The organism is Hymenobacter persicinus, from assembly GCF_004167665.1.
Classification (GTDB): domain Bacteria; phylum Bacteroidota; class Bacteroidia; order Cytophagales; family Hymenobacteraceae; genus Hymenobacter; species Hymenobacter persicinus.
Genome location: NZ_SEWE01000047.1, coordinates 14791 through 33977 on the forward strand (window position 1 = coordinate 14791; position 19187 = coordinate 33977).

The 19187-nt window shown below is 63.6% G+C and carries 12 protein-coding genes and 1 pseudogene; 7 read left to right on the top strand and 6 right to left on the bottom strand.

Translation table 11 applies throughout. The features are described from left to right. The first annotated feature begins 122 nt into the window (after positions 1 to 122). On the top strand, positions 123 to 1103 hold the full coding sequence (locus tag EWM57_RS17420) for an XdhC family protein (protein ID WP_129922435.1): 981 nt from the start codon (positions 123 to 125) through the stop codon (positions 1101 to 1103). A gap of 20 nt (positions 1104 to 1123) precedes the next feature. Here the strand turns inward: EWM57_RS17420 and EWM57_RS17425 are convergent, their stop codons facing one another. The 5 genes from EWM57_RS17425 to EWM57_RS17445 all read right to left on the bottom strand — a co-directional run bounded on the left by EWM57_RS17425 (position 1124) and on the right by EWM57_RS17445 (position 5939). Beyond that, the gene (locus EWM57_RS17425) at positions 1124 to 1726 is read right to left on the bottom strand and encodes a DUF4136 domain-containing protein (protein ID WP_129922436.1); all 603 of its coding nucleotides are present in this window, start codon (positions 1724 to 1726) and stop codon (positions 1124 to 1126) included. 144 nt (positions 1727 to 1870) lie between these two features. Then, a complete protein-coding gene (locus EWM57_RS17430; protein ID WP_129922437.1) occupies positions 1871 to 3745 on the bottom strand; it encodes an ABC transporter ATP-binding protein in 1875 nt (624 codons plus the stop codon). A gap of 332 nt (positions 3746 to 4077) precedes the next feature. Continuing rightward, positions 4078 to 4707, bottom strand: coding sequence for a hypothetical protein (locus tag EWM57_RS17435; protein WP_129922438.1), 630 nt, complete (start codon positions 4705 to 4707; stop codon positions 4078 to 4080). Positions 4708 to 4837: 130 nt separating this feature from the next. Next, entirely contained in the window at positions 4838 to 5458 is a 621-nt protein-coding gene (locus EWM57_RS17440; RefSeq protein WP_129922439.1) for a hypothetical protein, read from the bottom strand. Position 5459: 1 nt separating this feature from the next. Beyond that, complete coding sequence (locus EWM57_RS17445) at positions 5460 to 5939, bottom strand: RNA polymerase sigma factor (protein WP_129922440.1); 480 nt, start codon at positions 5937 to 5939, stop codon at positions 5460 to 5462. Between the two features lie 715 nt (positions 5940 to 6654). Between EWM57_RS17445 and EWM57_RS17450 the strand changes: the two genes are divergently transcribed. From EWM57_RS17450 to EWM57_RS17475, 6 genes are all read left to right on the top strand, one after another. After that, complete coding sequence (locus EWM57_RS17450) at positions 6655 to 7797, top strand: MFS transporter (RefSeq protein WP_262708256.1); 1143 nt, start codon at positions 6655 to 6657, stop codon at positions 7795 to 7797. Between the two features lie 173 nt (positions 7798 to 7970). Then, a complete protein-coding gene (locus tag EWM57_RS17455) occupies positions 7971 to 9899 on the top strand; it encodes a DUF3857 domain-containing protein (protein WP_129922441.1) in 1929 nt (642 codons plus the stop codon). Between the two features lie 282 nt (positions 9900 to 10181). After that, positions 10182 to 12227 carry a DUF3857 domain-containing protein gene (locus tag EWM57_RS17460; protein WP_129922442.1) on the top strand — a complete coding sequence of 682 codons (2046 nt, stop codon included), beginning with the start codon at positions 10182 to 10184 and terminating at the stop codon, positions 12225 to 12227. Further along, positions 12224 to 14158: a DUF3857 domain-containing protein gene (locus EWM57_RS17465; protein ID WP_129922443.1), complete on the top strand. Its 1935-nt coding sequence runs from the start codon at positions 12224 to 12226 to the stop codon at positions 14156 to 14158. Before EWM57_RS17460 ends, EWM57_RS17465 begins: the two co-directional genes overlap by 4 nt. Positions 14159 to 14341: 183 nt before the next feature. Then, positions 14342 to 14905 (top strand): hypothetical protein, encoded by a 564-nt coding sequence (locus EWM57_RS17470; RefSeq protein ID WP_129922444.1) that lies wholly within the window; start codon positions 14342 to 14344, stop codon positions 14903 to 14905. A 276-nt stretch (positions 14906 to 15181) separates the two neighbouring features. After that, positions 15182 to 18604 (top strand): reprolysin-like metallopeptidase, encoded by a 3423-nt coding sequence (locus tag EWM57_RS17475; RefSeq protein WP_165370561.1) that lies wholly within the window; start codon positions 15182 to 15184, stop codon positions 18602 to 18604. A gap of 144 nt (positions 18605 to 18748) precedes the next feature. Here EWM57_RS17475 and EWM57_RS17480 read toward each other — a convergent pair. Then, positions 18749 to 19187: pseudogene (locus EWM57_RS17480) on the bottom strand (hypothetical protein); the annotation flags it as partial.

Consider the following 19187-nt stretch of genomic DNA (forward strand, 5'->3'; position numbering starts at 1 on the left):
AGCACGTCATGCTGAGCGAAGTCGAAGCATCTTTCCCGCTTCGTTGTAGTGGTAATTACCACTGCGGGAGAGATGCTTCGCGGGGCTCAGCATGACGTTCTTTTGTAAATTAAGTTGTAACCGTGTACCCAACCTCTTCCTCTTCCCGGCCCCGCGACCTGCTGGTGTGGCAGCACGCGGCAACCCACCTGCGGGCGGGCCAGCCCGTGACGCTGCTGTGCGTGCTCAGCAGCCACGGCAGCAGCCCGGGCCGGCAGGGCTTCAAGATGAGCGTGGCTCCCGACGGCACGGCCGGCTCCATCGGGGGCGGCATCATGGAGCATAAGTTCGTGGACCTGGCCTGGGCCAAGCAGCGGGAAGCCGATTCAGCCGTGGTATTGCGCCCCCAGATTCATCGGCGCGAGGCGCCCACCGACCGGTCGGGCATGATTTGCTCCGGCGAGCAGGTTGTGCTGCTGTTTCCGCTGAAGCCAACGGATCTGCCGGCTGTGGAAGCCTGCCAACGCGCCCTGACAGAGTTTTCCGCTTCTTCTTTTCGTCTCTCCGATGCCGGTCTGCAGGTGGTACCTGCCCCCGGGCAGGCTTCCGCTTTTCAGTACCGCGAGGGCTCAGACTGGTCGTACGAAGAGCGGCTCGGTTTCCGCGACCAGGTCACGATTGTGGGCGGCGGGCACGTGGCGCTGGCCTTGTCGCGGGTGCTGGCCACGCTCGATTTTGAGCTGACCGTGCTCGACGACCGGCCCGGACTGAACACGCTGGAAGAGAATCCCTACGCCCACCACAAGCGCACGGTGCCCTACGACACCCTGGCCCGGGAAGTCGCGTCGGGCCCCAACCAGTTTATCGTCATCATGACCTTCGGCTACCGCCCCGACGAGGTGGCCCTGCGGCAGCTGCTTAGCCACGAGGTGAAATACCTGGGCCTGATGGGCAGCAAAGCCAAGATCAAGGAGCTGATGGCCTCAATGCGGGCGGCGGGCTACTCCGAGGCCCAACTGGCCCGGGTGCACGCCCCCATTGGCCTGCCGATTCAGAGTCGCACCCCGGAGGAAATTGCCATCAGCGTGGCTGCCGAGCTGATTCGGGTGCGCAACTCGGCTTAGTTTGCCGGCCAGCGCAGACTTTAGTTCTGGCTGCTTTCGCCTTCGTTGCCCCGCAGGTAGCCCTCGGTGAAGATGTGGTACTGGTCGAAGATGGAGCGCACGGAGCGGCGCAGAATCACTTCGCCCTGGGGCCCGGGCGGCACCGTGACGCCGGAAGCGTAGCCATTCCACACGGCCCGGTTGGTGCGGTTATCGACGAGGGTGATGAGCAGTGTGCCTTCAGCCAGCACCATGCGGATGGGCTCGTAGCCCTTGCGCTCGTCTTTCGGGGTGTTTTCGTCTTCCACGGCCCCATTATCCACCCAGCGGGTCAGATCTTCCTGGGCGTAGCCGCGGAAGGCCATGGTGCCCTCGAAAACCCGGAAAATCACCAGCAGATCGGGACGGTTGCGGGCCGGACGGTAACCCTGAATCTTCATGCGGGTGCGGATGGCGTCCCGCAGCACTTCGCCCACCTTACTCGTGTCGGCCGACACGCCGGTGCCCGTCACGAACTCGTAGGTGCGGTAGCGCCGGAAGTTGCCGGAATAGCTGTAATCAGATTCAATTCGGGCTTCGCGGGAGGCAAAACACCCGGACAGGGCCAAAGCGAGGGCCAGCCAGAGAGGAACAGACAGTTTCATACGACGCAACTAGATGGGACACCCTTTTCAAGTTACGACATACTCGGAGGTTATAGATTGATAGTCAGCCTAAAACCTGTATAAAATTTTGGCTTAACCAGACTGGGGGTCCGTGGACCCGCTTTCAGGCTGACCGCGGTGCAGCTAGCGGTAGCCGGCAGCCTGCAGGGCAAACAGCTCGGCGTAGCGGCCACCCTTGGCCAGCAGCTGCTCGTGGGAGCCGATTTCCACGAACTGCCCGTTTTCGATGACCAGAATACGGTTGGCCATGCGCACGGTGCTGAAGCGGTGGGAAATCAGGATGGCGGTTTTGCCCTGGGTGAGTTCGGCGAAACGCTGGAACACCTCGTGCTCGGCGCGGGCGTCGAGGGCAGCGGTGGGCTCGTCGAGAATCAGCAGCTGGGCGTCGCGCATGTAGGCCCGGCCCAGGGCAATTTTCTGCCACTCGCCCCCGCTCAAATCCACGCCCCCGGCGAAGCGGCGGCCGATGATCTGGTCGTAGCCGCCGGGCAGCTTTTTCACCACCGAGTCGGCCAGGCTCTGGGCGGCGGCCGACTCGATCCGGGGCTGGTTGTCCTTGTCCTCGATGCGGCCCACGGCCAGGTTCTGGCCCGCCGAAAGCTGAAAGCGCACGAAGTCCTGGAAAATCACCCCGATTTCCTGGCGTAGCTCGGCCGGATCGTACTCGCGCAAATCGTATCCGTCGAGCAGGATGCGGCCCTCGGTGGGGTCGTAGAGGCGGCTGAGCAGCTTCACCAGGGTGGTTTTGCCGGCCCCGTTTTCACCTACCAGCGCCAGCTTTTCGCCGGCCCGCAGCTCGAAATTCAGCTGGCGCAACGCCCACTTTTCGGCGTTGCGGTATTTGAAGCCCACGTTTTCGAAGCGGAACCCTTCCCGAATGGGGTGGGGAAACGGCCGGGCGGGCCGGGTTTCGTCGCGCACGATGCGGGGCTTGAGGTGAAAGAAGTCGAAAAAGTCCTGCAAGTACAAAGCGCCGTCGGCCACCGAGCTGAACCGGCTCAGGATACCTTCGAGCAGCCCCCGCATCCGGGCGAAGGAGCCGGCCAGGAAGGTGAGCTGGCCGATGGTAATCTGCCCACGCACGGCCTGGCTGATAATGTAGACGTAGGCCGCGTAGTAGCCCGTGGCGCCCACCCCGGCGAAGAATGTGCCCCAGCCCGCCCGGCGAATCACGAGGTCCTTGTTCTTCTGGTAAAACTCGTCGGACAGCAGCCGGAACCGGTCAATCAGGAAGGGCGAGAGGCCGAAAATCTTGACTTCCTTAGCCGTTTCGTCGGAAGCCCCGGTCTGGCGCAGGTAGTCCAGCTCGCGCCGTTCGGGCGTCCAGCCGTGTACGAGCGAGTAGCTGCGCTCATTGAAGTGGGACTCGCCCAGAAACGCCGGAATCACGGCCACGAGCAGCAGCAGGAGCCAGGGATTGAAGGTGACCAGGCCCACGGCCAGAAAGGCCATTGTAATGGCGTCCTGGGCCTGGCTGAGCACCTGGGCCATGAGCACGGTGCGCGACAGGGTCTGGCGGCGGGCCCGCTCGAGCTTGTCGTAGAAAGTGCTGTCTTCGAACTGGTCGAGGTCCAGCTCGGCGGCGTGTTCCATCAGGCGCACCGAGGTGCGGTTGGCAAACAGGTCGCCGAGCAGGGAGTCGAGCAGGGCCACGCCCCGGCCTAGGGCGTCGGAGACGATGGCCAGGCCGAATTCCAGGGCTACCAGCGTCAGCACCGGCGTCAAGGTGCGGTCGGCGGCGGGCTGGCGGCTGAGCTGGACCACCGCGTCGAGGATGAGTTGGCCCACGTAGAGCATGGCCACCGGCAGGGCCGCCCGCAGCAGGCGCAGGGCCACGTTGCCGAGCGTGAGCCCCGGACTGGTCTGCCAGATCAGGCGCAGAAACTCGGGCAGGTTTTTCAGGGCCGAAAATCGTTCCCGTACCGAAACGGCGGGCTTGCCGTCGGGGCGGGGCTTTTTGGCGGAAACGGCAGTTAATAAATCAGAGTACCAGGGCATAGGCCCCGGCTACGGCACACTTCGGGCCGAGGTTTGAGAGCCGCCGTTTTGGCAGGGAGCCAGGTTTTTCTCGGGAAGACGTGCGGCGGGCCGGGCGCCGTCTTTTCGACGTGCCCTGCACGCTGTCAATTAGGGCAGAGCAAGCAACTGCTCCGCTTACCGGGCTTTGCCTAGGTGTACTGCCAGCCTTTAGCGGGGTAGATTTAATGGGGCCAGAAAAGAACCCGACCTTGCATACTGTACCCACCGCTATAGTGAGCTATACCACGCGTTCTGGGCCCCCTACCCCGGCAAGTCCTGCGCTCGTGGAGGCGGCCCGGCCGGCGTTGGCCTCAGTACGGGCTCTTGCTGGTCTGCGCATCGGCGGGCAGCGCGAAGAGCGAGTTGCTGAGCTTGAGGGGGTGCACCCCAGTCGCCACGCTTTCCATGCTAAACTGAGGGGTCTCAATCACCGTCTTCAGGGGGACCGCGCCGGCTTTGGAGAGGTAAGCATACCAGTTGCCGAAACGGTGCGCTTTGTACAGGGCCTGGTCCAGCGGCAGCCGTGGGCTGAAGTAGTATTTCTGCACCCCGCTTCGGCAAACCAGGGTTAACTCGTCGCATGTATACCCCATAATCTCGGTGGCGCCTTTGCGAAGCGTCGTGCTCAACACGCTGTCGGGGTTGGAGGCGGCGTCATTCCAGAGCAGCCTCTCAGAGCTGGCGAATTTACTGTACAGCTTGTTTTCGCTGTTGCGGTATAACTGCCAGACCAGCTGGGTTCCGTTGAGCTCTGACCGGTAATCCCCGGCTTTGGTGTACCAGTTCTGTACCTCGCCCATCATGGCGGTGAGCTGCCCGTCGGAGAGGCCAGCCGTTTTGCTCCGGTAGGTGTTGCGGTAAACGATTTTGCCCTCAAAGTTCTGGGCCTGGGCGACCAGGCAGCTAACGGCCAAGGCAAGGGTAAGTAGGAGCTGTTTCATGATGAATGTGGAAAGGGTTAGAAAGTGGTGGTATGTAATGAGGATGCTGACAAGGGGGGCGTTTGGTCGGGGTCGTGCGGGCCGCTGCTTGCAAACAGGCGACGCGTCAACCGCTAGCCCCAAGAGTAAATTAGAAGCCGGCGGGCTCTTCCAGTTCGCGCAGGTTGGCTTCCAGGGCCTTTATCCTCCGGAAAAAAACCGCCCGGTAGTACCAGTACCGGAACAGGAAAGACAAACCGGTCAGGGCGGCGGCCGCCAGGCAAGTTGCTGCAACCGAGAGGCCGAAGCCGGGGACTTCGAACACCGCGTAGAAGGCCACCGGGGAGACCACCAGGAAAACGGCGTTGGTGACCCGGTAATATTTTTTAAATGCCGCCAGGATCCGGCGGAGCGCTTCCCTTGAGCTGGCGTCGGTATTCTCCGAGAAAATCTCCGCTTGTCGGCGGTAGCTCCACCCTGAGAATAGGGCGAATCCTACCAGGCTGGCGGCCAGGAGAAGCTTTACGGCCAGCGTCCCCCCTCCCAGGCCCCGCTGGTATTGCCACCCCAGATACCCGACCGGCAGCAGCACCAGCAGGGCGGCATTCCACCGGCTGAACCGGCTCCAGAAGTCACTCTTATCCCGCAGCTCCCCCAGGGAACTGGTAGTGCGCGCGAGGATCCGGTCTACTGCCTCCCGGGTATGTCCTCCCTGTGCGGGCCCGTCGCTGCGAACGGCGCCCCAGCCTTTTTTGAATTCGTCCAGTTCCATGCTATGCTTTGCTTATGAGTGTCCTTAGTTGGGCCTTGATCCGGTTGAGTTTGAATCCCACGTTCGCCTCCGAGATACCCAGCACCTCGGCCATCTCCCGGTAGCTGCAGTCCTCCAGGTAGAGCAGGGTCAGGGCCTGGTCCACTTGGGAGAGCCGCCGGATGGCCCGGTACATGGCCGCCATTTCCTCGCTGGAGCCCCCCTCCACCGCCGGCACCTGGAATGCCTCGGGGCCCAGCTCGGCGAACCGCTCGCCCTTGGTTTCCTTCCGGAGCCGGGTAATCGCGGTATTCAGGGCGACCCGGTACATCCAGGTGGTGACCTTGGAGCCGCCCCGGATAGTGGGGTAGGAACGCCAGAGCTGCAGCACGATGTCCTGAAAGAGGTCTTCCCGGTCTTGCGTGGCGTTGCAATACATATTGCAGACCTTCTGGATAAGGCCCCGGTGGTTGTCGAGGAGGAGGAGGAACTGCTCTTTCAAGATGCTCGGTGTTTCCCGATTAGTCGGGAAAAGCGGGGAATCCTTAGGGAAACCCAGGTTTTTTTTACCCTTGAGGGGGAAGTAGCGGGGTGATTCCCTGGTGTAGCGCTGGATTCAGGCGGATATGTAACTGGTTCACAGACGGAAATTGAACAATCGTTTTTTTGCCCCATACCGGGGGCTCCAGCCCGCCAACCCCGCACCCTAGCACAGAAGTATATCGTCCTGGCGGACTCAAGGTCGGTGTACGGGCAGGTGATGGCGCGCCAATGCTTCCGTTTGGTAGTAGCAAACCTTCAAGCTATACAACTTCCGAGAAGTGAAACGCTCCTTTTCCCGAGCCGCTGCCACAAGTTGCTCAGGGAGCCTCAATTACCACTTTTGGCTTGATTTAGGGTTCAAAAAAACCGGCTCACGGAATCAACGTTCAGACGCTGCGCGCCGGCCTGCGGATCGTGCACTGCCTTCTCCCCAGAAAACGGCCGTTTGCCGGAAGGGCTTTTGGTCACTGATGCCGCCGTTGTTTTCCACTTCCGGCTCCTGCCGCGGGCCCGCCTGCCCGCCCTGCCCGCCGAGGAAGCGGCCCTCTGGCCAGATCGTTGGAAAAGTAGACCGGCCCCCGCCGGTTTTCTGCCGACCTTTGCCGGCCTTACCCGCGCCCTGAGTTGCTATGCCCCCGTTCAAAAGTAGTGTGTACACCGCCGGCTTCTGGCTGATGTGCCTTAGCTCATTTCTGTTTTTCATGAGCTTCAACATGCTCCTGCCCGAGCTGCCCGACTTCCTGACGCGGCTGGGCGGAGCCGACTACAAGGGGTTCATTATTGCCTTGTTTACGCTCACGGCCGGTATTTCGCGGCCCTTCAGCGGCAAGCTGGCCGACACCGTAGGCCGGATTCCGGTGATGGTATTCGGCTCTTTGGTGTGCTTTCTGTGCGGCTTTTTCTATCCCTGGGTTTCCACCGTGGCGGGCTTTCTGCTGCTGCGCCTGCTGCACGGCTTCAGCACTGGCTTCAAGCCCACCGGCACGGCCGCCTACATTGCCGACATTATCCCGTATGAGCGCCGCGGCGAGGCCATGGGGCTGCTGGGCGTGGCCGGCTCGTTGGGCATGGCCGCCGGCCCGGCCCTGGGACCCTACATCACCGCGGCCACGTCGCTCAACACGCTGTTTTACGCTTCCTCGGGGTTGGCTTTGCTGAGTCTGGCCGTGCAGGGCACCATGACCGAAACTTTGCCCGCAGCCCAGCGGCAGCGCTTTAGCTGGCACCTGCTGCGCCTCGACTGGAACGAAGTGCTGGAGCCCCGGGCCCTGGCCCCGGCTACCGTCACGCTGCTGTGCCTGTTTCCCTTCGGCGCCATCCTGACCGTAATTCCCGACCAAAGCCAAGTGCTGGGACTGGGCACGGCGGAAAAGGGACTGTTTTTCACCTGCTTCACCCTGGCCTCGCTGCTGGTGCGCCTCGTGGCCGGCCGCACCTCCGACCGCTACGGCCGGGTGCCGGTGCTACGCCTGTCCACGGCCCTGCTGGCGTTGTCGCTGGCCCTGCTCACGGTGGCCCATACCAAGTTCCTGTTTCTGGCCGCAGCCCTGCTGTTTGGCGTGGCCTCGGGCCTGAACTCGCCCACGCTCTACGCTTGGACTATCGATTTGAGCCACCCCGAGCGGCGCGGACGGGCCGTGGCCACCATGTACATTGCCCTCGAAGCCGGCATTGGCCTCGGGGCGCTGCTGGCCGGCTGGATTTTCGGCAACGTGGCCGCCCACCTGCCCTACGTGCACGCGCTGAGCACCGCCACCACGCTGCTGGCCCTGGGCTACCTGATTTGGGGCGTTTCAGCCCGGCCGGTGGCCGAGTAGCCCCGCCGCCGTTGGGCGTTAGGCCGACTCCGGGATTTTCTGCAGCTTTGGAAGGTTGTTTTTACTTTTTAGCTATTCGTCGGCGCCTACTGAGCCTTCTTACCTCGGCGCGCTTTTCCCGCTAGTCATCCGGCCGCTCCGGGCGGTTTTTTTACCCTTATTGCTTTTTCTTTATGCATTCCCCCCTTTACCGCCGGGTGCTGCTGGTCGTGGCGTTGGCCGTCGGCAGCTTCGGCGCCCGCGCCCAGGAAGCGCCCGGCCAGTTTGGCAAAATCAAGCCCCAGGACTTCACCGTGGCCAAAGCCGACACTGCCCAGGAGGCCGTTATCGAGTTTGATCAGGGCCGCTCCCGCATGGAAGGCGGCCGGGAAGGGTTTCAGGTAACGTTTGTGCGCACCACCCGCATCCGAATTCTGCGCAAGGCCGGCTACCAGTGGGCCACGGTGGAAGTGCCGCTCTACCGGGTGGGCGAAAAGATTGAGCGCCTGCGCGACGTGAAGGGCTTCACCTACAACCTCGTGAATGGGGAAGTGGTGAAGGACAAGCTCGCCCCGGACGCCATCTTCAAGGAGCGCACCGACGAGCACCACGTGCGCTGCCGCTTCACGCTGCCCAATGTGCGCGAGGGCTCCATCATCGAGTTTTCCTACATCATCAATTCCGACTTCACCTTCAATTTGCAGGGCTGGCAGTTTCAGTACCCGATTCCGGTGCGCTGGAGCGAGTACCAGACCGTTATTCCGGGCTACTTCCGCTACAAGCAGCTCACCCGCGGCTTTCTGCAGCCCACCCTGCACGAAGAGAAAATCGTGAACTATGGCACCCACCTGACCTGGCCCAGCACTGGCCTGATGCCGCCCCAGGAAGCTAATATTTCCACCCAGGCCGTCAGTGAGCGGTGGGTGATGCAGAACGTGCCGGCCTTCAAAAAGGAGCCCTTCCTGACCACGGCCCACGACTACATTTCTTCGATTTTCTTCGAGCTCAACACCGTGCAGTACCCCAACCAGAAGGAACAGGACGTGACGGGCACCTGGGAGCAGATCAACGAGAGCCTCAACCGGGAGGAAACCTTCGGGGGCCGGCTCAAAATTGGCCCGCTGCGCCAGCAAGCCGCCTTATTGGCCGCCCAGTACCCTGACACGCTCCAGCGGGCCCGGGCCGTAATGGCGCTGGTGCAGCGCACGGTGCGCCACAACGACGTGAACCGGATCTTCACCGAAACCACCCTCCACAATGCCGCCAACGTGCACCAGGGCGGCGTGGCCGAGGTGAATCTGCTGCTGGTGCAAACCCTGCGCGAAGCCGGGCTGCACGCCAGCCCCGTGCTGCTCAGCACCCGCGACCATGGCCAGATTCTGCTCGACTTGCCCCTGCTGAGCCAGTTCAACTACGTGGTAGCCCAGGTGCGCCTGCCCGGCCAGCCCGACGCCCTGCTGGACGCCACCGCGCCCGTGGCGCCCTTGGGCGTGCTGCCTGAGCGCTGCCTCAACGGCCACGGCCGCCTCGTTGCCGACAAGCCCGCCGAGGGCCGCTGGGTGGTGCTCAAACCCGGCCAGCGCTTTTTGCAATACACCACCGCCCAGCTAAGCGTGGATGAGCGGGGCGCCCTGCAGGGCACCGTCCGCTTCGAGCACGGGGGCTACGCGGCCCAGCAGGCCCGGGAAGAGCTGCTGGCCGCCACCCCGCAAACCTACGTGGGCCGCCTGCAGCAGCAGCACCCCGACTGGACAATCAGCAACACCACCTTTCAGCACCAGCAGGACCTGGAGCAGCCCCTGACCCTGGACCTCAACCTGCGCATTGCGGGCGGCGAAGCCCCGGCGGCCACGCTCTACCTGCCCCTGCTGCGGCAGTTCACCGAGGCTGAGAACCCGCTGCGGTCTGAGGAACGCTTCTATCCGGTGAGCTTCGGTTCGGCCCGGGAGCAAACTGCCGTGGTGAGCCTGACGCTGCCCGCGGGCTACGTGGTGCAGGAACTGCCCGCCCCGCTGGCCCTGACGCTGCCCAACGGTGGGGGCCGGTTTCTGTTTCAGGCCACCCAGACCAACCCACACTCCGTGCAGCTCACCTCCCGCCTGCAGTTGCTCAAGGCCCAGTAGTCCTCGGCTGAGTACGCCGCCTTGCGGGCGTTGTACCAGCAGGCCGTGGCCAAATCCGGGGAGCTACTGGTGCTGCGGCGGCAATAGCCGGGCGGCACTTCATCTTTTCTTCACAAACTGCTGGTGGTCTGACCAAAAACCAGCATCTTTGACGTCCCGTGCGCGTGAAAATCCGCGGGCGGCAACTGCTTTAGCTCCCTCTTTCTATTCCTTTATATCTCTGCTATCCAAGCCCCTATGGGGGAATGCTGAGTGGGTGATTCACCTTTAATTCCTTTTTCTATGCTTACACCTGTACTCCGCCGCCTGCTGGCGGTGGCTGTGGTGAGCGGTGCCGCGCTGGCACCCGCTTTCGGCCAAGCCAGCCCCATTAAATTCGGCAAAATCGATGAGCGGGACCTGACCGCCGCCAACTTCGCCGGCGACAGCGCCGCCGAGGCCATCGTGCTCTGCGACTTCGGCCGCTCCCGCTTCGAATACATCGACAACGACTTCCAGGTGATTTTTGAGCGGGTAACGCGCATTAAGATTCTGAAAAAGTCGGGCTACGACTGGGCCACGGTGAAAGTGCCGCTCTACCACAAGGAGCGCCGGGAGGAAAAGATGACCTCCCTGAAGGGCTTCACCTACAACCTCGTCAACGGGCAGGTGGTGAAAGACAAGCTGGCCTCCGAATCCACGTTCCGCGAGGAAGCCAGCCCCAATGTGACGGTGCGCAAGTTTACGCTGCCTAACGTGCACGAGGGCTCGGTTATCGAATACACTTACACCATCTCGTCGGACTTCCTGTTCAACTTCCAGGACTGGCAGTTCCAGAACTCGATTCCGGTGCGCTGGAGCGAGTACCAGGCCGTTATTCCGAAGTACTTCGACTACAAGATGTTCATGCAGGGCTACGAGCCCCTGGCCATCAACGAGCACACGGAAGGCTCCACGCAGTTTACCCTGAAGCAGAACGGCGGCTTTACCAGCGGCGGCGTCAACCACGTGGCTACCACGGCCGAGACGATTCCGGTGACGACCAAGGTGCACCGCTGGGTGATGAAGGACGTGCCCAGCCTGGGCGAAGAGCCCTACATGACCTCGGCCCGCGACTACGTGGCCCGTATCGACTTCGAACTGGCCGGCATGCAGTGGGACGGGCAGCCTTACAAGCCTCTGGCCGATACCTGGACCAAGATTGACCAGGAACTGCTCGACGACGAGAACTTCGGTATGCAGCTCAAGCGCGGCGGCTTTTTGAAGGAGCAGCTGGCCTCGATTATGACCAAGGAAACCGACTTGGCTGCCCGCGTGGCCGCCGTGCACGCGCTGGTGCGCAAATCGGTGAAGTACAACGGCACCGACCACTACTACACCTCGGGCTCCTTGCGCCGCACATTCGACCAGCACAGCGGCACTGCCGGCGACGTGAACCTGCTGCTGATTGCGGCCCTGCGCGAGGCCGGCATCACGGCCAACCCCGTGCTGCTCAGCACCCGGGACCACGGCGCCGTGAACCCCACCTTCCCCCTGCTCTCCCGCTTCAACTACGTAGTGGCCCACGTGGCCCTGCCCGACGACAAGGAGATGCTCGTGGATGCCACCGAGGAGCTGCTGCCCTGCGGCACGCTGCCCCAGCGCTGCCTGAGCCACGCCGGCCGCCTGGTAATGCCCAACGTGCAGGAGTCGCGCTGGATTGACCTCAAGCCAACCCAGCGCTTTATGGAGTACCGCCAGGTGCAGCTCACCGTCGACGACAAGGGTGGCTACACCGGCAAGGTGCACCAGGAGCACAGCGGCTACTCGGCCCACTTCGAGCGCGAAAAGCTGCAGAAGATTGGGGAGAAAAAGTACATCGAAACCCTGGCCGGGGAACACGAGGGCTGGAACATTCCCAAGTTTGCCTTCAAGGAGCGTGACCTGCTCCAGCGCCCTCTCACCCTCGACTACGAGTTTGCCTCGGCCGGCGGCGACGCCTCGGCCGCCACGATTTACCTGAACCCGCTCCGGCAGTTCGGCGACGAGAAGAACCCCTTCCGCCGCGAAGACCGCCGCTTCCCCGTCGATTTCGGCGCCCCCGTGGATGAGACGGTGATGATGACCATCAACCTGCCCGCGGGCTACGTGGCCGAGGAGCTGCCCAAGTCGGCAGTGGTGGAGCTGCCCGAGGAAGGTGGCCGCTACATGTTCACCGTGGTGCCCGGCCCGACTGCTATCCAGATTGTGAGCCGCATGAATCTGCGCAAGCCGTCCTACTCGGCCGAGGAGTACGTGCACCTGCGCGAGTTCTACAACCTGCTGCTGGCCAAGCAGGCCGAGAAAATTGTGCTGAAGAAGAAGTCATGAGACGCCTTGCTCTGGTCTTCCTGCTGCTGACGGCGGCCCGCCTGGTGCAGGCGGGCGGCGTGGTGCCCAAATTCCCGGTGGCGGCCATTGCGGCCCCGCTGCGCGAAAACGCCCACGCCGTGATGCGCCTGCACGACGAAACCATGCAGGTGAAGTCGGTGGGGCGCACCATCTCGACCGTACACCGCGTCACCACGATTTTCGACGAGGCCGGGGCCCACTGGGCTTCCGAAACGGTGTACTACGACGAGTTTACCAGCGTGAGCTACCTGCGGGGCGTTATTTACAACGAGGCCGGCCAGGGCGTGCGCCAGCTCCGCGCCTCCGACGTGCACGACCGCAGCCTCTCCGACGGTTTCAGCCTGGCCTCGTCGGGCCGGGGCAAGACCGTGGACCTGCAGCAGCCCACCTACCCCTACACGGTGGAGTTTGAGTACGAGGTGGTGTCCAACAACCCGCTGTTCTACTCCTCGTGGTACCCGCAGCCCGCCGAGCAGCTGGCCGTGGAGCAATCCTCGTTCCGGGTCGTGACGCCCGTGGAGCTACCCCTGCGCTTTCAGGAGCGCCACCTGCCCGCCGGCGTATCGCTGGTGCGCAGCAAGGTGGGGCCGTTCGATGCCTACTTCTGGGAGGTGCAAAACCTGCCGGCCGTGGAAGACGAGCCCGACAGCCCGCCGGTATCAGAATACACGCCCGCGGTGCTCACGGCGCCCACTAGCTTCGAAGTGCAGGGCCACGCCGGGTCCCTGACCTCGTGGCAGGGCCTGGGCCAGTGGAGCTACGACCTCAACGCGGGCCGCGACGTGCTGCCCGACGCGCTGAAGGCCCGGGTGGCGGCGCTGGTGCAGGGCGAAACTGACGAGCGGGCCCGCATCCGCAAGGTTTATGAGTTCTTGCAGGCCAACACCCGCTACATTTCCATTCAGCTCGGCATCGGGGGCTGGCAGACGTTTCCGGCGGCCTCGGTGGCCGGCAACGGCTACGGCGACTGCAAGGCCCTGACCAACTACTGCATGGCCCTGCTCAAGGCCGCCGACGTGACGGCCTACTGCGCCCTGGTTCGGGCCGATGAGCCCGACATCCGGACGGAGTTTCCCAGCAGCCAGTTCAATCACGTGGTGCTCTGCGTGCCCCTGACCCGGGCCGCCCGCCCCGATACGGTGTGGCTGGAGTGCACGAGTCAGACCAATCCGTTCAACTACATGGGCAGCTTCACGGGCAACCGCCACGCCCTACTCGTGACGCCCGAAGGGGGCAAGCTGGTGCGCACGCCCAGCTACGGGGCCACCGACAACCGCCTGGCCCGCCTTTCCGACGTGTACCTCGACGCCCAGGGCAGCGCCACGGCCAGCATCCGCGCCCGCCTCACGGGTATGGAGCAGGAACGCCTCAGTTCCATCCTACACGGGTTGTCGGCCACGGAGCAGAAGCAGCGCATCGGCGACGGATTGCCGGTGGCCAATTTCAGCATCACCAAGCTCACCCTGACGCCCGACAACCGCGCCGCCATGCCGGCCCTGGTGCAGATCCTGAACCTGACCCTGCCCAACCTGGCGGCGGCCAGCGGCAAGCGCGTGTTTCTGACCCCCAACCTGCTCAGCCGCCTGCCCTCGCTGCCGGCGGCGGTGGGTGAGCGGCAAACCGACATTTGGCTGGCCCGCGCCTTTTCCCACGCCGATACGGTCCGGATTCACCTGCCGGCCACGCTCAAGCCCGAAAGCTTGCCCGCGCCCGTGAAGCTCACCACCGCTTTCGGCACTTACTCCAGCCAGGTGCAAACCCTGCCCGACGGCACGCTGCAGTACATCCGCCAGCTGACCATGCCCCGCACCCGCTTTTCGCGCACCGATTACCCGGCCTACGTGGAGTTCCGCCGCAAGATCAGCTCTGCCGACAAGGTGCAGCTGGTTCTGCTCAAAACGGACAGTTAGCCGACCGCCGCGCGTGGTCCCGTTTCACTTTTGCTTTCGGCCTTCCGGTATTTCCGGAAGGCCGTTTTTTTGTGGTCAGCCCAAGCGAGCAAGCCACGTCTCGCCGTGCGGGCAAGTTTGGCGGGATTATCGCATCTTCCGGTCCGGCGCAGTCACCTCCGGCGGCGCGGTTGCTTTTGTGAAATGTCTCCTTTCCTGCTGAGCTTCTTTCTGCTGGCTGGCCTACGGCCCCCTACCGCAACACCGGCTGCCCATCCTTCCGGCAGCCTCGCCACGGCTACTCCCGTCGACTTCTGGCGGGAGCTGCCCACGACCCAGGCCCGTCGCTTGGGCAAGGCGCGGCTGACTCCCACCCGCTACCGCGTGTTTGCCCTCGATCTGGCGGGCTTGCGGCGGACGCTGGCACCGGCCACGGCGGACTCCGGCCCCGACCTGCTGCTGCCCCTGCCCGATGGCTCACGGCAGCTCTACCACCTGCGCGCCAGCACTACCATGGCTCCCGAGCTGGCCGCCCGCTACCCCACTCTGCGCACCTACGCGGGACAGTCAGCAACGGCGCCGGCCGACTACGTGCGGCTGGAAGTCACCTCGACCGGCCTGCACGCGCTGCTGGTGCGGGCGGGGCGCACGCTGCTCATCGAGCCCTACCGCGCCGGCGACACCCAGCATTATATCTGTTTCGATAAGGCGGCCCTGCCGGCGGGCAGCAAGCCGGCTTTTGAAATTCCGGGCGGGCCGCAGCGCTGAGCGGGCAGGAGAAATTTGAAAAGCTAGTGCGTTGAAACCACTACTGGTTAGGGGAAAAAACCCCTATATTAGGCCCTTCAATCTCAACGGCTTTTCACCTAATTTTTCTCTTACCACCCTTTTATGGTTTCAACCTTTACAAAAGCGTTGCGCACCTGGCAACCGGCCCTGCTGGGCGGTCTGTTGTTCGCAGCGGCTGGGGCGCCGCACAGTGCATCGGCCCAACGTGTCCTATGGGCTGACGATGCCCAAACTGCCGCCGCCAGCCGTCAGAGCATGGCCCGCCTGCGTCAGTACCGCCCGGTTACGGTGCAGCTGAGCGCCATGCGCAGCACCCTGGCCCAGGCTCCGGCCGAGCAGGGTGCCGGCGCCCGCAATTCCTCCACGGTCGTTTCGCTGCCCTTGCCCGACGGTACCTCGCAGCGCTTCCGCGTGGTGGAAGTACCGGTGATGAGCGCCGAGCTGGCCGCCCGTTACCCGATGATCAAAACCTACGCGGCCCAGGGCATCGACAACCCCGCCGCCACGGCCCGTCTTGACGTGACGCCCGCGGGTTTCCACGCCATGATTTCGCTGTCGGATCGCACGGTGTACATCGACCCGGCCGCTAACGGCGACACCGAGCACTACAACGTGTTCGACAAGCAGGCCATGGTGCAGAAAGGCTTCGTGTGCTTGAACACGGATGCTCAGGAAGTGAACGTGCCCCAGGCTTCCGCTTTCCAGCGCGTGCCAAACGGTACCCAGCTGCGCACCTACCGCCTGGCCCTGGCCTGCACCGGGGAGTATGCCGTGGCCGTGTGCGCCCCCGCTACGCCTACCAAGGAACTGACGCTGGCCAAGATGGTCACGTCGGTGAACCGCGTGGATGGCGTGTACGAGAAGGAAGTGGCCGTGCGCCTGGTACTGATTGCCAACAACGACCAGCTGATTTACCTCAGCGGCAGCTCCGACCCCTACACCAACAACGACGGCTCGACGATGCTCGGCCAGAACATTTCGACGGTTAACTCCATCATCGGCGCGGCCAACTACGACATCGGCCACGTGTTCAGCACCGGCGGCGGCGGCGTAGCCTACAAGCCTTCGGTGTGCCTGAGCAACAAGGCCGGCGGCGTAACCGGCCTGCCCCAGCCCGTGGGTGATGCCTTCGACATCGACTTCGTAGCCCACGAAATGGGCCACCAGTTCGGCGGCGACCATACCTTCAACAGCAACACCGGCAACTGCGCCGGCGGCAACCGCGCGGCCACTTCGGCCTACGAGCCCGGCTCCGGCGTTTCCATCATGGCCTACGCCGGTATCTGCGCCCCCCAGGACCTGGACCCGCACAGCATTCCGTATTTCCACTCCCGCAGCTTCGACCAGATTGTGGCCCACATCACCGGCGCCGGCAACTGCGGCGTGGTGACGAACACCAACAACAACGCGCCAGTGGTTAACGCCGGGGCCAACTACGTTATTCCGTTCAAGACGCCCTTCACCCTGACCGGCTCGGCCACGGACCCCAACAACGACGCGCTGACCTACTCGTGGGAGCAGTACAACCTCGGGCCGACCGGTGACCCCCGCACGCCCACCGGCGACGCGGCCATTTTCCGGATGTTTGCCCCTACCGTGTCGCCCTCGCGCACGTTCCCCAAGATCTACAACCTGATTACCAACACCGACACCATCGGGGAGCAGCTGCCGACGTACGCCCGCAAGCTGATCTTCCGCCTCGTGGCCCGCGACAACCGCGTCAACGGCGGCGGCGTGGATTACGACTCGATGAACGTAGCCGTGGTTTCGACGGCCGGTCCGTTCCTGGTAACCTACCCCAACACGTCGGGCGCCAACATTTCCTGGCTGGCCGGCACGCCCCAGGAAGTAAGCTGGGACGTGGCCAACACGACGGCGGCCCCCATCAACGCGGCTAACGTAGACATTCTGCTCTCCACCGACGGCGGCCGGACCTACCCTACCACGTTGCTGGCCGGTACGCCCAACGACGGCTCGCAGGTCCTGACCCTGCCCGCTTCGCTGGCTTCCACGTCGACGGCCCGCATCAAGGTGCAGGCTTCGGGCAACGTGTTCTTCGACATCTCGAACCAAAACTTCGCCATCCGCGCCGTTACGGCTCCCACGTTCTTCCTGACCCGCACTGCTACGGCTATTCCAACAGTTTGCCCCGGCAACTCCGCCACCTTCGACGTGTCGGTAGGCCAGCTGCAGGGTTTCTCGGGCGCCGTGACTTTGTCGGCGGCCAACCTGCCTACCGGCCTGACGGTTTCCTACGCTACCTCGACCGTTAACCCCGGTGCTACCACCCAGGCCACGATTACGGCTTCCTCGGCCGTGGCTTCGGGCAACTACATCATCAACCTGGTCGGGACTAGCGGCAGCGTAAGCCAGGCCCAGCCCGTGCAGGTTGTAGTACGTCAGGCAGCTACTGCCACGGCCGTACCAACCGCTCCAACGGGTGCCGGCCGCACGTCCCTGCGTCCGCGCTTCACCTGGAACGCCGTACCAAACGCAGCTTCGTACGAAGTGCAAATTGCTACCACGGCCGACTTCACGACCATCGTGCAGACCCAGGCCAACATCACCGGTACGACCTACACTCCTTCGACTGCTCTGACGGCCAACACGGCTTACTTCTGGCGCGTGCGGGCCGTTAGCCCCTGCGGCTCGGCTCCATTCTCGGCCGCCACAGCTTTCCAGACCGGCGTACAGGCCTGCACCACGATTGTGGCCACCCAGGTACCCCGCGTGATTCTGCCAAGCGCCAACACTACCGTTACCTCGGTTATCAACGTGGCCAACACGGAGCGCGTGTCGGACGTGCGGATTCGCAACCTGAACATCACCCACCCGAACGTGGGTGAGCTGGAAATTACGCTCACCAACCCCGCCGGCCGGAGCGCCGTGCTGGTGTCGCGCGCCTGCGCCGGTACCAACGACATCAGCCTGAGCTTCGATGACGCGGCTACGGCCGCCCTGACCTGCCCCCTCACCGGTGGCCGCACCGTGAAGCCAATCAGTCCCCTGGCAGCGCTGCTCAATGACCCGGCCAACGGCAACTGGACGCTGAGCATCAACGACAACGCGGCCGGCAACGGCGGCACGCTCACCGGCTGGAGCCTGGAGCTGTGCACGGTAGGTGACGTACCAGCGGCCCCATCGTCGCTGACCATCATCCCCGGCACGTTCTCGAGCGGCGGCAACGAAAACCTGCTCGTGTGGCTCGACAACTCGGGCAACGAGACCAGCTTCGAGGTAGAGCGTTCCTTCAACACGAACACCAACTTCCAGCGGGTAACGACCACGGCCGCCAACGAGGCCAACGCCGTCGACCGGGTAACGGCCAGCGGCCGCTACTACTACCGCGTGCGGGCCTGCAACAGCATCGGCTGCTCGGCCTACACCACCGAAGCTACCGTACTGGGCAACCGCAACGAGCAGCTGCTGAAAGGCATTGCCGTGTATCCAAACCCGAGCTCGGGTATCTTCAAGGTCAACGTTGACAACGGGCAGCAGGGCAACATCACCCTGCGCGTAACCGACGCCCTGGGCCGCGTAGTGGCTACCGAAACCCTGGTGAAGGGTGCCGCCGCCCTGCAGCACCAGCTTGACCTGAGCAAGCTCAGCACCGGCGTTTATCAGCTCCACCTCGACCTGCCCAACGGCACGGCCGTAACGCGCCTGATGAAGCAATAAGCAACTTGTTTGCTTACGCCTAAAAAAGGGCGGCTCCCGCGGGAGTCGCCCTTTTTTTGTGGTCGTTGGCCAAGCCGAGCAACTGGTCTGCCGCCCTGGTAGACTGTAGCCCACGCGGGCAGTTGGGGCAGTGTAGGTAAGGACTTAGAATTTGTAGCGGGCTTGTACTTTCACTTCGCCCCGGCGCGGGCCCTGGATTTCTTCCAGCCCGGAGCCGACGGTTTGCTGGTGGCGGTAATGGGTTTCGGCGTAGCGCAGCCACAACGTGAGGTGGCGGGTGCATTTCACTTCGGCAATGGCATACATGCGCGTGCCCTGGCCCGAGAGGGCCGGAATGGAAAAAGCGTAGAGCACGTCCTGCTCAAACACGTATTGGCGGGTATCGTAGTCGTCGGTGTCGAAGAGGGCGTAGCGGCCACTCAGGCGCAGGTAGCGGCCCACGGTTACAGAAGCGTCCTGGGCCAGCACGTAGCCTGTGCGCAGCGGCCCACCGTCTTCGCGGTAGCGGGTGCCCTGCAGGCGGGTGCGCAAACTCAGGGCCAGCGTCGGGCTGGTGTCGTAAAACAGCAGCAAGCTGTGGCGC

Excerpts from the sequence above, each read along its gene's own strand:
- EWM57_RS17455 (WP_129922441.1), top strand. The coding sequence starts at position 7,971 with ATGCATTCCCCCCTTTACCGCCGGGTGCTGCTGGTCGTGGCGTTGGCC.
- EWM57_RS17470 (WP_129922444.1), top strand. The coding sequence starts at position 14,342 with ATGTCTCCTTTCCTGCTGAGCTTCTTTCTGCTGGCTGGCCTACGGCCC.
- EWM57_RS17430 (WP_129922437.1), bottom strand. The coding sequence starts at position 3,745 with ATGCCCTGGTACTCTGATTTATTAACTGCCGTTTCCGCCAAAAAGCCC.
- EWM57_RS17450 (WP_262708256.1), top strand. The coding sequence starts at position 6,655 with ATGTGCCTTAGCTCATTTCTGTTTTTCATGAGCTTCAACATGCTCCTG.
- EWM57_RS17465 (WP_129922443.1), top strand. The coding sequence starts at position 12,224 with ATGAGACGCCTTGCTCTGGTCTTCCTGCTGCTGACGGCGGCCCGCCTG.
- EWM57_RS17460 (WP_129922442.1), top strand. The coding sequence starts at position 10,182 with ATGCTTACACCTGTACTCCGCCGCCTGCTGGCGGTGGCTGTGGTGAGC.
- EWM57_RS17475 (WP_165370561.1), top strand. The coding sequence starts at position 15,182 with ATGGCCCGCCTGCGTCAGTACCGCCCGGTTACGGTGCAGCTGAGCGCC.
- EWM57_RS17425 (WP_129922436.1), bottom strand. The coding sequence starts at position 1,726 with ATGAAACTGTCTGTTCCTCTCTGGCTGGCCCTCGCTTTGGCCCTGTCC.
- EWM57_RS17440 (WP_129922439.1), bottom strand. The coding sequence starts at position 5,458 with ATGGAACTGGACGAATTCAAAAAAGGCTGGGGCGCCGTTCGCAGCGAC.
- EWM57_RS17435 (WP_129922438.1), bottom strand. The coding sequence starts at position 4,707 with ATGAAACAGCTCCTACTTACCCTTGCCTTGGCCGTTAGCTGCCTGGTC.